Source organism: Microbispora hainanensis (assembly GCF_006874475.1).
Classification (GTDB): Bacteria; Actinomycetota; Actinomycetes; order Streptosporangiales; family Streptosporangiaceae; genus Microbispora; species Microbispora hainanensis.
In genome coordinates this window covers 16,293-29,155 of the sequence record NZ_VIRM01000029.1, presented here as the reverse complement: position 1 = coordinate 29,155, position 12,863 = coordinate 16,293, and the positions used below count along the sequence as shown (strand labels likewise).

Annotated in this window: 11 protein-coding genes; 5 read left to right on the top strand and 6 right to left on the bottom strand. The window is 73.2% G+C overall.

Going from position 1 to position 12,863, the window contains the following annotated elements; all coding sequences use genetic code 11:
- Window positions 1–94: 94 nt before the first annotated feature.
- Window positions 95–625 carry a gamma carbonic anhydrase family protein gene (locus FLX08_RS22745; RefSeq protein WP_076442609.1) on the top strand — a complete coding sequence of 177 codons (531 nt, stop codon included), beginning with the start codon at window positions 95–97 and terminating at the stop codon, window positions 623–625.
- On the opposite strand, the gene FLX08_RS22740 is transcribed toward FLX08_RS22745, so the two are convergent.
- Both FLX08_RS22740 and FLX08_RS22735 read right to left on the bottom strand, forming a co-directional pair.
- Window positions 531–1,451 (bottom strand): endonuclease/exonuclease/phosphatase family protein, encoded by a 921-nt coding sequence (locus FLX08_RS22740; protein WP_167530536.1) that lies wholly within the window; start codon window positions 1,449–1,451, stop codon window positions 531–533. The two genes, FLX08_RS22745 and FLX08_RS22740, sit on opposite strands and share 95 nt — an antisense overlap.
- Before the next feature lie 86 nt (window positions 1,452–1,537).
- Complete coding sequence (locus FLX08_RS22735) at window positions 1,538–2,782, bottom strand: mannosyltransferase family protein (RefSeq protein ID WP_142621084.1); 1,245 nt, start codon at window positions 2,780–2,782, stop codon at window positions 1,538–1,540.
- A gap of 336 nt (window positions 2,783–3,118) precedes the next feature.
- Between FLX08_RS22735 and FLX08_RS22730 the strand changes: the two genes are divergently transcribed.
- Window positions 3,119–4,567, top strand: coding sequence for a hypothetical protein (locus FLX08_RS22730; RefSeq protein ID WP_208761601.1), 1,449 nt, complete (start codon window positions 3,119–3,121; stop codon window positions 4,565–4,567).
- 482 nt (window positions 4,568–5,049) lie between these two features.
- Here FLX08_RS22730 and FLX08_RS22725 read toward each other — a convergent pair whose 3' ends face one another.
- Window positions 5,050–5,331, bottom strand: a complete 282-nt coding sequence (locus FLX08_RS22725; RefSeq protein WP_142621082.1) for a metal-sensitive transcriptional regulator — start codon at window positions 5,329–5,331, stop codon at window positions 5,050–5,052.
- Between the two features lie 81 nt (window positions 5,332–5,412).
- Between FLX08_RS22725 and FLX08_RS22720 the strand changes: the two genes are divergently transcribed.
- The gene (locus FLX08_RS22720) at window positions 5,413–6,489 is read left to right on the top strand and encodes a PP2C family protein-serine/threonine phosphatase (RefSeq protein WP_208761600.1); all 1,077 of its coding nucleotides are present in this window, start codon (window positions 5,413–5,415) and stop codon (window positions 6,487–6,489) included.
- Window positions 6,490–6,597: 108 nt separating this feature from the next.
- Window positions 6,598–6,981, top strand: a complete 384-nt coding sequence (locus tag FLX08_RS22715) for an STAS domain-containing protein (RefSeq protein ID WP_142621080.1) — start codon at window positions 6,598–6,600, stop codon at window positions 6,979–6,981.
- Between the two features lie 45 nt (window positions 6,982–7,026).
- Here the strand turns inward: FLX08_RS22715 and FLX08_RS22710 are convergent, their stop codons facing one another.
- The gene (locus FLX08_RS22710) at window positions 7,027–8,124 is read right to left on the bottom strand and encodes a phosphotransferase (RefSeq protein ID WP_142621078.1); all 1,098 of its coding nucleotides are present in this window, start codon (window positions 8,122–8,124) and stop codon (window positions 7,027–7,029) included.
- 65 nt (window positions 8,125–8,189) lie between these two features.
- Between FLX08_RS22710 and FLX08_RS22705 the strand changes: the two genes are divergently transcribed.
- Window positions 8,190–10,745, top strand: a complete 2,556-nt coding sequence (locus FLX08_RS22705) for a helix-turn-helix transcriptional regulator (RefSeq protein WP_142621076.1) — start codon at window positions 8,190–8,192, stop codon at window positions 10,743–10,745.
- Window positions 10,746–10,751: 6 nt separating this feature from the next.
- Here FLX08_RS22705 and FLX08_RS22700 read toward each other — a convergent pair whose 3' ends face one another.
- Complete coding sequence (locus FLX08_RS22700; RefSeq protein ID WP_142621074.1) at window positions 10,752–11,831, bottom strand: glycosyltransferase; 1,080 nt, start codon at window positions 11,829–11,831, stop codon at window positions 10,752–10,754.
- Window positions 11,828–12,775 carry a hypothetical protein gene (locus FLX08_RS42225; RefSeq protein ID WP_244312816.1) on the bottom strand — a complete coding sequence of 316 codons (948 nt, stop codon included), beginning with the start codon at window positions 12,773–12,775 and terminating at the stop codon, window positions 11,828–11,830. Before FLX08_RS42225 ends, FLX08_RS22700 begins: the two co-directional genes overlap by 4 nt.
- Between the last annotated feature and the right edge of the window lie 88 nt (window positions 12,776–12,863).

Sequence of the window (12,863 nt, the reverse complement as noted above, 5' to 3'; positions counted from 1 at the left end):
ATCCGTCGCACATCGCAACCTGACCGCCCCGAGCGGCCGGCGAAACCGGGCGCCACGCCGAACCCGGTGCGGAGCCTCGTGGGATCATGGGCGCATGCCGTACATCGCCGACCTGGACGACGACGCCACGCCGATCATCCACCCCGAGGCGTGGGTGGCCCCGGGGGCGGTGGTCGTCGGCAGGGTGCGGCTCGGTCGCGGCGCGAACGTCTGGTACGGCTCGGTGCTGCGCGGCGACGACGAACGCATCGAGGTCGGCGACGAGGTCAACATCCAGGACCTGTGCTGCCTGCACGCCGATCCCGGGGAGCCCGCGATCCTGGAAGACCGGGTGAGCCTCGGTCACCGGGCGATGGTGCACGGCGCGCACGTCGAGACCGGCGCGCTGGTGGGCATCGGGGCGGTCGTGCTCGGCGGGGCGGTAGTCGGGGCCGGGTCCCTGATCGCGGCCGGGGCCGTCGTGCCGCCCGGCCGCCGCATCCCGGCCGGCGTGCTGGTCGCGGGCGTGCCGGGGAAGGTCGTCCGCGAGCTCACCGACGACGACCGCGCCTCCTTCGCGCGTACGCCGGATAACTACCTCGCCAAGGCGCGCCGTCACGCCGCGGCCTCGGTTCGGTCCCGATGAGCGTGCCGGCCAGCGCCAGGTGGTCCGACAGCTCCGGGTCGGTTCTGACGACCTCGGCGCCGCCCGGACGGTAGTCGGCCTCGCTCGCGAAGATGTAGTCGATCTTCCGGCCGCCGCGTGTGGTGTGCTCGCCGCCCCGGCGCGCGACCCCGCACGGCTCGGCGTCGACCTCGGTGTAGCCGCCCTGGCCCAGGCCCATGCCGTACACGTCGGTGAGCTGGTTGTGGCCGGGCTCCCGGTTGAAGTCGCCGGTGAGGATCACCGGGGCGTCCCCGGCGTACGCCGACACCAGATCGACGACCTGGCGCGGGGTCTCGGTGTCGGAGATGTGGGTCACGCAGCAGACCGAGCGGCGCGGGCCGACCCGGCCGGTGGCGCACAGCAGGCCGCGCGGGTGGATCGTCTCACCCGGTGCCGACGGGGCGTGGTCGGCGCGCAGCAGCCGCCGCAGCGGCGGCGGGCCCTCGACGCCGTTCTTCAGCGCCAGTGCCATGCCGAAGGTCTTGCCGTCCGGCGGGACCGTGTCCGGGGTGAGGTCGCTCCACAGCGTGCGGCACCGGTCTTCGCGGCCCGGCCCGCCGCCCTTCGCGTAGCCGTACCAGACCAGCCGATAGCCGGGCAGAGCATTCCGGAGCAGGCCCACCTGGGCGTAGCACATCTCGGTGAACGAGGCGACGTCCACGTCTCGCGACCGGATCAACGTGGAGACCTGACCCGCCCAGGTCTTCCGGCGCTCGGGGGTGAGGTCGCGTACGCAGGTGCCGGCGCTGTTGCCCGCCGCGCAGACGTTGTAGGTGAGGACGTTCACCCGGTAGGTGACCGCCACCGATGGAAGACCGGCCACCACAACCGCAACAACCGCCACTCCTGCGATAAATACCCCCATACACGGAGAAGCTAGTCAGAGGTGGATCAACCCACCCAGGCGCCTGTGGTGAAATTTCCGACATTGATTGCCCAGATCGGCGCGGCCACCGCGAGGTAGGCCATCATGACCCAGGGCCTTCGGCTGCCGACGACGCCCACCGAGATGTAGAGCGGCCACCACAGCAACGAGGCCCGGCCCACCGACATGTAGAACGACGACATCGCCAGCAGCGCCACCGCCTGCGGCGCCAGATAGGCGAGGTCGGGCCAGTTGCGCCGCACCAGCCGCGCGATGATCAGCAAAACCAGCACGAGCGCCGACAGGATCTCCTCGCGATACGACGTCGCCAGGATGGGCTCGTTGAGCGACCTGTGCCAGGTGTCGATGAAGACGTTCCACGGCAGCTCGGGATAACGGCCCCAATACTGCGCCTCCGCCGACTTCCAGGCCATGAGGTCGCCCGTACGGTTCCAGAGGTAGATCATGTAGGCCAGCACCGGCACACCCGGCAGCACCAGCCACGGCGCCTTCCGCCATCCCCGCGGGGCGCGCAGGCCGTCGCGCGAGACGAGGAACATCACGACCAGGCCGAGGGCGAGGAAGAGCCCGGAGATGCGCATCGACGCCGCGAAGGCGGCGCACACGGCGGCGGCCTCCCACCGGCCGCGACGGGCCAGCAGCCACGCGGGGATCGCCAGCGCGAGGAACGGCGCCTCCGTGTAGCCGGCCATCAGGAACACCGCGAACGGGCTGAGGAAGAACGCCAGCACGGTCCAGTGACCGCTGCCCTCCCGGTAGGACTCGCTCAGCCGCGACAGCGCCACCGCCACGACGGCGCTCGCGACGAACGAGATCAGGACGAGGGCGAGCCTCATGTCCGGGATGACCAGGTGCAGGGCGCGCAGCAGCAGCGGCAGGCCGGGGAAGAACGCGACGAGCCGCGGCGAGTCCTGGTCCTCCGGCCGGCCGTCGTAGCCGTACTGCGCGATGTCCATGAAGTTGTAGGAGTCGTACCGGTTGAACCGGTCGAGGATCGCGTCCTCCGTACGGCCCGGCGCCGCGAGGATCAGGTAGATGTACGACGCGACCTGCCAGAAGAACCAGATGAGCAGGGCCGTGCGGTCGGACGACCGCATGAGCCACCACACCGCCCAGCGTTCCCTGCGCGCGTGCGGCCCCGTCTGCTCGCCGGTCGCCGTGCCGCCAGAGGTGTCCACGGGCGTCATCTTCTCCGATGCCTCGTCCGCGTCCCGCTCTCGGGCTGCCCCGGCCTCCTGGATCTCCGTCACGAGCACCTATGGAACCCGTCACGGCTGCCCATGCCAAGTGGCGGGCGCTCCCCGAGATACCCCCAACCCTGAGAAATACGCATATGTGCTGCTCAACGCCTCCCGGCGCGTGAAACTTTCACCAACGGCCTCCGCCGGCCCCTCCTCCACCCCACCGCGCTCCCGCCGCCTCCCTGACCGGGGGGCTACCATCGGATCCAGCGAGGGGACCGCCGGGTTCGTCCCGGCATCGTGTGCCCCGGAGGGCATCGGTCAGGGCCTGGCCGCCGCCTGCTCCGGCCGCCTCATCCGGGATAAGCGAAGGTCGTCCTCTCCGAGGACGGAGGACACTGCCGCGTGCACTGGGACGGGTTCACCACGATGGAGCGCGACGTGCGCGCCGTCGTCGGCGACCCCCGGTGGACGCTGCTCCCCCCGGTCACCCGGGCGCACACCCTGGCCCAGCGGGCTCTGGTCACTCCCGACGGCGCCCGATGGCTGTTCGGCGCGCACGCCCGCTGGTATCGCCTCGACCGCGTCGACGGCCGCTGGCACCTGTCCGCTCCCCCGGTGCATCCCGCCCTCCGCTCCGGCGCGCGGCCGAGCCCGCCGGGCGTGGCGATCCCGCCCGCGCTGATCCCCACCGGTCCCGACTTCGCGTACGACCGCGGGTCCACCCAGGGGTTCGTCGGCCCGGACGTCCCGCACGAGATCACCGAACGGCTCCGCGCGCTGCTGCTCGCCCACCGCGGGCTGCGCCGGGAGGACTTCCCTCTCAACGGCAGTGTCTACCAGCAGGTCTTCGCCCGCGACGTGGCCTCGACCGTGGCCGCCGTGTGGGGCACGATCATGTGGTGCGCCTACGCGCCCGCCTTCGACGGCAACGAGGTCATGCTGTCGATGTTCGGCGAGTTCCTGGCCCGCCCGCTGCCCGGGGACGACTGGGTGCGCTGGCTGCCCATGGGCTCGCTCGACGCGCTCGTGGCCCTCTACGCCGAGCGGATGCGCTCCGGCGCGCGGGAGGCGGGCCTGCGGCTGGCCGGGCTGATGGCCGAGACCGCCACCGTGCTGCGCGCCGACCCCCGGTTCCGCCCGCGCGCCGACGCGCTGATCGCGATGGCCGAGCCGCTGCTCGGCAGCCCCTGGCTGGACCAGCACGCCATGCCCGGCGGCGCCGTACGGCAGGTTTGGCTGACGCGCTGCCCGCCGCACCTCGTGCCGGCCACGCTCCCCGAATGGGCGCCGGGCGAGCACTTCCGCCACACGCTGTACGACCTGGTCGAGGCCCTGGGCTACACGGCCGCGCGCGGGATGGATCCGCGGGCCGTGGCGGCCTCGCTGCTCGCCGCCGACGTGGCCGGCGTGTGCGGCGTGTCCGAGCCCGCCTGGGCGGTGCCGGGCAGCTCGTACACCGCGCAGGTGGTCACCGCGCTCTATCCGTGGATGGACGACGAACTCCGGCAGGCCCTCTATCTCGCGCTCGCCGACCCCGCCCATCCGCTGCGGGGCTGCTGGCCGGCCGGCGGCGAGCTGCCGCCGGGGCTGGTCCCGCCCGATCGGGGGACGGCCGCCGCCCTGCTCGGCTCCGCGTACGCGACCGGCCTGGCCTGGTGCGCCCTGACCGGCACGCCCGCGCCGTCCGAGGGCTTCGCGGTATGCTCCGCGGTCGTGAAGTGCCTGATCCACCAGCGGGACGACCCGCGTCCGCAGGAGGCGGCGGATCGGCGCAAACCCGACCTGGACGAGTCGGGCAGTTGGCTGTTCGAAACCTCCAATTCGGATATTTCGTCGTTACCTCCGCTTTAGCAATCCCTTCCCCCCATCACCGCCTTTTTCATCGAATTGTGATCTCAGTATCGGGGAAATGGTCCCGGAGGGACGAGGGGTGCGGGTCGGAATGGTCACGATGGGCCATGTCGCGGCAGGGTACCCGGACGTAACCTCGTGATGGGTGTGGGCTGCGGAAGGAAGGACGACGCGGTGGGGCACGATGACCTGGACTCTCGGGTCCACGACCGTGTCGCGTTGGACGAAATCGCGCTCTACGCCGAGGTGCTGGAGGCCGTGAACATCACGGAGAACCGACTGACCTTGGAAGAGCTCGACAACGCGCTCGGATTGCGGACTTCGGCGAGCCGCTGAAGGCACTGAGGGCACGGACCGTCCCGGGCATCTGGTGGGCCCGGGACGGTTGCTCACCGAAATGATCCGTCCACTCGCCCGTACGGGCGACTGGCGACAAAGCGGTCACGCACACACGGTGGCGGACCGACGGCGACGAGCCGGAATCACGACCTGACGAGCCGGGCGATGGCCGCCGAGGCCTCCTTCACCTTCTCGTTCGCCTCCGGGCCTCCGGTCTTGACGGCGTCGGCCACGCAGTGGGCGATGTGGTCCTCCAGCAGCCCGAGCGCCACCGCCTGGAGAGCGCGGGTGGCCGCCGAGACCTGAGTGAGGATGTCGATGCAGTAGACCTCCTCGTCGACCATTCGCTGCAGTCCCCGGATCTGTCCCTCGATCCGGCGCAGGCGGGTGAGGTAGGCCTGCTTGTCCCCGCTGTACCCGTGCATCCTCCAACGATACCCAGAACCGGTATCGCGCGTCGCCGTCCCGATACGGGGGGTAGGGCGGGCGGGCGCGGGAATGCATCCATGAACCGGCTCGTGGCGACGCTGGAGTCGCGGATGGGAACCCAGGCTGTCCTCCGTACGCTGCCGTTCGCCGCCATGGCGGCGGTGGTGGTGTTCGACCTGCTCGTCGGACCGTCCCTGGGCCTGCTGCCGTTGCTGACCCTCGGGCCCGCGTTCGCCGCGGTGACGGGCGGCCCGCGCCACACCGCGCTGGCCGGGCTGGTCGCGCTCGTCCTGTCCGCGCCGCTGGCCTACCACGACCACCTGCTCAGTCATCCGCGGATCACCGTGACGCTGGTCGCGATCGTCGGGGTCACCGCGGCCGCCATGCTGGCCAGCCGGCTCCGGGCCGAGGGGCAGCGCAAGCTGGCGGACGTCCGCCTCGTCGCCGAGGCGGCCCAGCGCGTGCTGCTCCACCCGGTGCCCCGCCGTGCGGGCGACCTGCGCATCGCCCTCTCGTACACCTCCGCCACGCTGGACGCCCGCATCGGCGGGGACCTGTACGACATCGCCAGAGGGCCGGGCGGCATCCGGCTGATCGTCGCCGACGTGCAGGGCAAGGGGCTGGACGCGGTGGAGACGGCCGCCTCGGTGGTCGGCGCCTTCCGGGAGGCCGCCTACGACGAGCCGACGCTGGCCGACGTCGGCCGGCATCTGGAGGAGCACCTCGCGCGCGGGCTGGGCGGGGAGGAGTTCGTCACCGCCGTGCTCGCGGAGGTGCGCGAGCACGAGATCGAGCTGCTCAACTACGGCCACCCGCCGCCGCTCCTGCTCGGCCGCGACGGCCGCGTCCAGTGGCTCGAACCGCCTCGGGATGCGCCGCCGCTCGGCCTGGCCGGGCTCGCCCGCGCCGCCCCCGAGCCGTACGGATGCGAGTTCCGCGAGGGCGACGAGATCCTCTTCTACACCGACGGCGTGTGCGAGGCGCGCGATCGGGGCGGGAGCTTCTATCCCCTGGGCGACCGGGCGCCTCGCCTGCTGCGCGACCGCGAGCCGCAGGACGCTCTCGACCTGCTCGAACGCGACCTGGTCGAGCACGTCGGCGGGCCCGTTCCGGACGACGCCGCCATGCTGCTCGTCCGCAGGGAACGACCCTGACTGTGCGGCCCCGGCATCATTTGCCATATGCAATCATGGACGGACAGCAGCTCCGGCGGGCCGTGAGGCGACGGCCCGGCGGCAGGGCCAGTGGCAGGGGCGAGCACGGTGGAACCGGAAAGGCACGGACAGCCCGACATCTTCTCCATGCTCACCGTCCTGGACCAGGACGTCGTCGTCATCCGGCTGTTCGGCGACCTTGACCTGGGCTCCGCCGCTTCCCTGCGTACCTGCCTGGCCGAGGCGGTCGGGCTGCGGACACCGCCCCGGATCGTGGTCGACGCCGAAGGGCTCAAGTTCTGCGACTCGACCGGGCTGAGCGTCCTCATGGGAGGCCTGGCCGCCGTCAGGGCGGCCGGCGGGCGCCTGGCGCTCAGCGGCGCCCACGGGCGCTTCGCCCGGATGCTCCGGATCACCGGCCTCGACACGGAGTTGCCGATCCACGACTCCGTCGCCGCCGCCACCGCACACCTCGACAAACCCGCCGACTGACCCCGCCGACTGACCCCGCCGACTGACCTGGGCCCGCCGTCCGTCTCAGGGGCGGAACGACCGCCCCAGGTCCACGATGAACCGGGCGAGCGCGACCCGTTTGCGGAACAGGTCGTGCAGCTCGGGGGTGGGCTCCCGGTCGAGGAGCTCGATGGGGATCGCGGTCCACGCGCTGCGCAGCACGAGCGCGGCGACGTAGCCGCGGGAGATCTCGCAGGGGTCCGCGATCCCGGCCGCCGCGGCGGCGTACGCGGCCTCGATCGCCTCGTGGACGGCGGGCAGATCGGCGGGGTCGAGTTCGCCGGTGTGCGCCCGGCCGACCAGGAGCTGGCCGAGATCGAAGCCCACGGCCGCCGGATATGGCCAGCTCCAGTCGACGGCCACGAACTCGGCCGAGCCGTCGGAGGGGATCAACAGGTTCGCCGGGCCGGCGTCGCCGTGCACGAGGGTGTGCGGGAGGCGGTCGAGCGCGTCGAGCAGCGGGCCGATCCGCTCGGTGAGCGCGAGCAGGTCGGCCTTGAGCAGGGGGTCGGCGTGCCGGGCGACGAGAGGGTGGCGCCACGTCGCCGGGTCCCGCAGGACCGGCAGGAACAGGTCGGCGACCGGACCCGTGCAGAACCAGTGGAGTCCACGGTTCAGCGGCTCGCGCGGCGCCGAGGACCGGCCCGCCACGGGCCGTGCGGCGGCCAGAGCGCCGAGCAGGCGGGCGGCGGCGCGGTAGCGGTCCAGGTCCCACGTGGCGGGCGCGACCGGCACGTCCTCCAGCCACATGACGAGCCGGTCGTCTCCCAGGTCGTCCAGCCGATACATGCGGGGCAGCCGCAGCCCGCCGGGAAGCGGGGGGCGGGCGAGGTAGACGTCCGCGTCGGCCCGCCAGGGGAACCGCGCCGGCGCGACGGCCCGCATCTGCTCGGGCATCTTCTCGAACCAGGCCGAGTGCTTGATCGAGTGGATCGACTTGACGAAGAACGACCAGGTCACACCGGTCGTCGTCGTGCCGCGCACGCGATGGAGCGAGGCCGTCGACAGCGCCCCGAAGCCGAAGTGAAAGGGCTCGACCTGCTGCTCCGCGATCTCGGCCAGGGGATCGCCGAGGCTCTCGCGGACCAGGTCCGTCAGATCGGTGGCCGGTGTCAGGATCATGGGCCCAGCCTGCCGCCCGGAAATCGTCCTCGCATGAGCATGGGCTACTCGAATACGCTCGCGCCGTGGCAGCCTCCTGGCCGTTCGTCGGTCGTGCGGCGCAACTGGCGGCGATCAGGTCGGCCGGGCGCGGCATGGTCGTCGCCGGCCCGCCGGGGACGGGCAAGAGCCGCCTGGTGGCGCAGGCCGTCCACGATCTCGAACCGGTCGCGTGGGTGCGGGCCACCGCGGCCGCGGGAGAGCTCCCCCTCGGCGCCTTCGCCCCGCTGCTGCCCGCCACACCGCCCGCCGGCAACCCGCTGGGCTGGGCCGCCGCCGCGCTGCGCGCGCCGGTGCTGGTGGTGGACGACGCCCACCTGCTCGACCCGGCCTCGGCCGCGCTCGTCCACCACCTCGTGACGAGCGGCGGCACCCGCGTGATCGCGACGCTGCGCAGCCGGACACGGGCGCCCGACGCGGTGCACGCGCTGTGGAAGGACGGCCTGGTGCCGCGGCTGGAGCTGGAGCCGTTCTCCCCGGAGGAGACCGCGGCCGTCCTGGAGGCCGCCGTGGGCGGCCGGGTGGAGGCCGCGACCGTGGCCAGGCTGTGGCACGCCAGCCAGGGCAACGCGCTCTACCTGCACGAGCTCGTGCTGTCCGGGATCCTCACCGAGGACGGGGACGTGTGGCGCTGGCGCGGGCCGCTGACGATCACGCCCACGCTGCGTGAGACCGTCGCCGGCCGCATCGGCGAACTGACCGTGCACGAGCGGGAGGCGCTGGAGCTCCTGGCCTACGGCGAGCCGCTCGGCGCCGACCTGCTGGCCGTCCTCGGGTCCCTCGACGCCGTCCGGCATCTGGAGGACCGGCAGCTCGTCACCGTGCAGCAGGACGGCCGGCGGCTCCAGGTGCGGCTCGCGCACCCCCTCTACGGCGAGGTCATCAGGGACGGTTGTGGGGTGCTGCGCACCCGCGCGGTGACGCGCCGGCTGGCTCAGGCGGTCACCGCGGCCGGGCTGCGACGGCGCGAGGACGTGCTCAGGGTGGCGGTCTGGCGGCTGGACGGCGGCATGACCGGTGACCCCGGGCTCTTACTGGCCGGGTGCGAGCGCGCCACGGTCATCCGCGACCTGGAGCTGGCCGTACGGCTTGGCCGCGCGGCCGTGGCGGCCGGCGGCGGAGGCCCCGCGCTGGCCGCGCTCGGCACCGTGCTGTTCTACACCGACCGGCACGCCGAGGCCGAGGAGACGTACGCCACCGCCTGGGCGGTGGAGATGGGCGAGACGGCCCGGATCGACCTCGGGGTGCAGCGCGCGCTCAACCTGACCGTCGGGCTCGGGGACGTTACGCGGGCACGAGCCGTCCTGGAGGAGACCACCCGGCTGGCCCGCGGTGTCGACGGACGGCAGGGCGTCTTCATCATGCGCGCCGTCCTGGCCGCCCTCACCGGCGACGTCGCCGCCGCCGAGGACCTGCTGGCGCGCACGCGCGACATGGGCCCGCTCAGCCCGCACGGCGAACGCATGATCGGCGGGGCCGAGGCGGCCGTCCTGCTGGCGCGGGGCCGGGCCGTGGAATGCCTGGCCCGGGTGGAGGAGGCCGGCGCCCGGCTCGCGCGGGAACCCGACGCCATGCGCAGCCTGTCCGCCGCTCTGACCGGCAATGCCACGAACGCCGCGCTGCTGCTCGGTGACCTGGACACCGCCGAGCGGCTCGCCGACGAGGGATACGGCCTGGGAGGCCGGTTCGGCAGCTGGACGCGGGCGATCCTGGAGTTCGGCGCGGCGAAGGCCCGCGTGCTGCGGCTGCGCGGCCGGCTCGCCGACGCCCTCGCCTGTGCCCGCGACACCGTCGTGCGGCTGCCCGCCCGCAGCGTGCTGGCCGGAGCCTGCCTGGGCGAGCTCGCGCACGCGTACGCGCTGCTCGGTGACGCCGCAGCGGCCGAGGAGGCCCAGGCGCGCGCGGAGGCCACAGGCGTGCCCATCGGCCCGTACGTCGTCCTGCCCCTCCGCTTCGCCACGGCATGGACCCTGGCCGCGCGCGGCGACGTCGCCGGGGCTGTCGAGATCTGCCTGGAGACCGCCGAGAGCGCGTTGCCGTGCGACGTGCCGTTCGCGCTGCACGACGTCGTCAGACTGGGCCGTCCCGACCTCGTTTCCGCACGGCTCGCCACGCTCGACGTGGACAGTCCGTTGGTCGCCCTCTTCGCGCGGCACGCCGCCGCCCGCGACGGCGGGGAGCTCGACGCGGTCTCGGAAGGCTTCGAACGGCTCGGCCTGCTGCTCTACGCGGCCGAGGCGGCGGCGCAGGCGGCCGTCCGCCACCGCGAGTCCGGGCTGCGGCGCGGCGCGCGGACCGCGGAAACGCGGGCCTGGCGGCTCTCCCAGCGCTGCCAGGGTGCCCGCACGCTCGCGCTGATGGACCTCGACGTCCCCGGTCTGACGCCGAGGCAGCGCGAGATCGCCGTGCTGGCCGCCCAAGGGCTGACGAACCGCGAGATCGCCGAGCGGCTCGTCGTGTCCGTCCGCACCGTGGCCAACACGCTGTACGCCGTCTACGACAAGACAGGCGTCAGCGACCGCACCGCCCTCGCCGCCCTCCTGGACGGGCCGGGGGACAGCACGGGGGCATCCGTCCGCTGACGCCGGTCAGGGGCGGGAGCGCAGGCCGTACATGAGCTCCTCCCAGCGGACCGCGACGGCCGTCGCGGCGTGGGCGGACGCGCTCTCCAGCGCCCCGGCCGCCAGCTTCATGCGGCGGCGTTCGTCGTCGACGAGGGCGAGCAGCGCACAGGCCAGCGGCTCGGCGTCACCGCTCTCCCCCTCCTGGACCAGCACACTGTCGTGCCCCGGCCGGAGAAACTCGGCGGGCCCGCGCGATCCGGCGAAGCCCACGATCGGCACCCCGCAGCTCAGCGCCTCGATCACGGTCATGCCCAGCACCTCGTGGCGCGCCGGCACCGCGACGATGGACGCCTTGGCGAACTCGCCGGGCAGGTCGGGAGTGGTGCCCATGAAGTAGACGTGGTTGTGCAGGTCGAGGTCGCGGACGAGGGCGCGCAGCCGCCGCTCCTCCGGGCCCCCGCCGTACAACCGCAGCCGCCAGTCGGGCCGTTTGTCGGCGACGATCGCGAAGGCCCGCACGAGCTGGTCGTACGACTTGCCGGGCACCAGCCTGCCCCCGGCGCTGACGATCCGGTTGTCCATGCGGGAGCGCGGCCAGGGCGTCGCGGGCAGGGCGTCGGGGATGACGTGGACCGACAGGTCGTCGTCGAGCAGCCGCACCCATTCGTCCCGCCGGCCGGCCGTGCTCGCCACCACCGCGTCGAGGCGGGGATAGAACCGGCGCACCGGGCCGGGCACCGACGGTCTGCTCCACTCCCGCGCGATGCGGACGACGTCTCGCGGCGCATACCGGGCGGCCTGGACGCTCAGCGACGGCCGGGTGGTGACCAGGACGTCGGCCTGCAGTCCCCGCAGCGTCCGCCAGAGCGCGACCTCCGTGCGCACCTGTCCCCGGGGCAGCAGGCGGTGGACACCGGGCCGGGCGTCCACGAGCCAGCGCAGCGTCACCCGGCGGTCGACCGGGAAGAACGGCGTCTCCCGGGTGCGCCGGACGCTCACGACCTCCACCTCGTGCCGCGCGGCCAGCCCGCCCGCGAGGTTGAGCATCGCCCGCACGTCGCCCCGCATGCCGTACGCCGACGGGAGCAGGAACGCGATCCTCACGCCCCCACCTCCAGCAGCAGCTCGTCGGCGGGCGTGAAGCTGGGCCGGATCGGCACGCCGTCCACGAGCGCGTGGGGATAGTGGACGCGGCGGCGCTTGCCCTCGACGTCGTCGAGCCTGGCGCCCAGCGGCAGCGCGCGGTCGACGCCGTCCACCTCCAGATAGGGCTCCCAGGAGCCCTGCGAGTCCGGGGTGGCGGCCAGCACGTCGCACAGTGAGAGCGCGGCGTGGAACCGGACCCCCTGGACGGTGGCGGCGACCCGCACGGTGGCGGCCGGATCATCGCGCCCCGGATCGCCGTGCCCCGGCTCGTTGTCACCGCTGTCACCGCTGTCACCGCTGTCACCGGGCACCGCGGCGCCGACACCCGGGTCGTCGTGGCCGGGGTGGCTGTGGCCCGAGTTGCTGTTGCCCGGGTTGTTGAGGCCCGGGTTGCTGTGACGCAGCGCGAGCGTGGCGTGGCGGTGCCGGTCGTCGTCGTCCAGGCCGGTGTAGGCCAGCAGCCCGGTCACCTCGAAGCGTCCCTCGCGGAACCACACCGCGCGGACGTCGGCGACCGGCTCCGCCGGATCTATCTTGAGGGCCAGGAATCCGTTGCGCGTGCGGTAGGCCCGGTAGGCCAGCGTCCGCCGGCCCAGCGCGTACGCGTCGAGACGGTCGAGCGAGAACCCGGGATCGGCGCTCTGGATGCGGGTGCGGGCGCCGCCCTGTTCGAGGTAGGTGTCCCAGCGGCCGGGGCCGAGGTCGAGGGGCGCCAGGGAGACCGCGACGCCGGCGTCCCTCGTCCGCCCGCCCGATGCGCCGAGCGGCACCTGCCGTTCCTCACCCGTGCCGCGTTGCCGCAGGACCAGGCGGGTGCCGTCCGCCAGCGGCTCGGCGATGGACAGACGCAGGGAGAGGACGTCCGCCAGGGTGACCTCCGCGTCGATGACGACCACGCCCACCGTCCAGCCCCCTCCCCGTCGATTGAGCCAACGTTGAGGTTACCGTGATTTTCCTGTTATGTGGAGAAAGCCTTTGTCACTGTTCCGT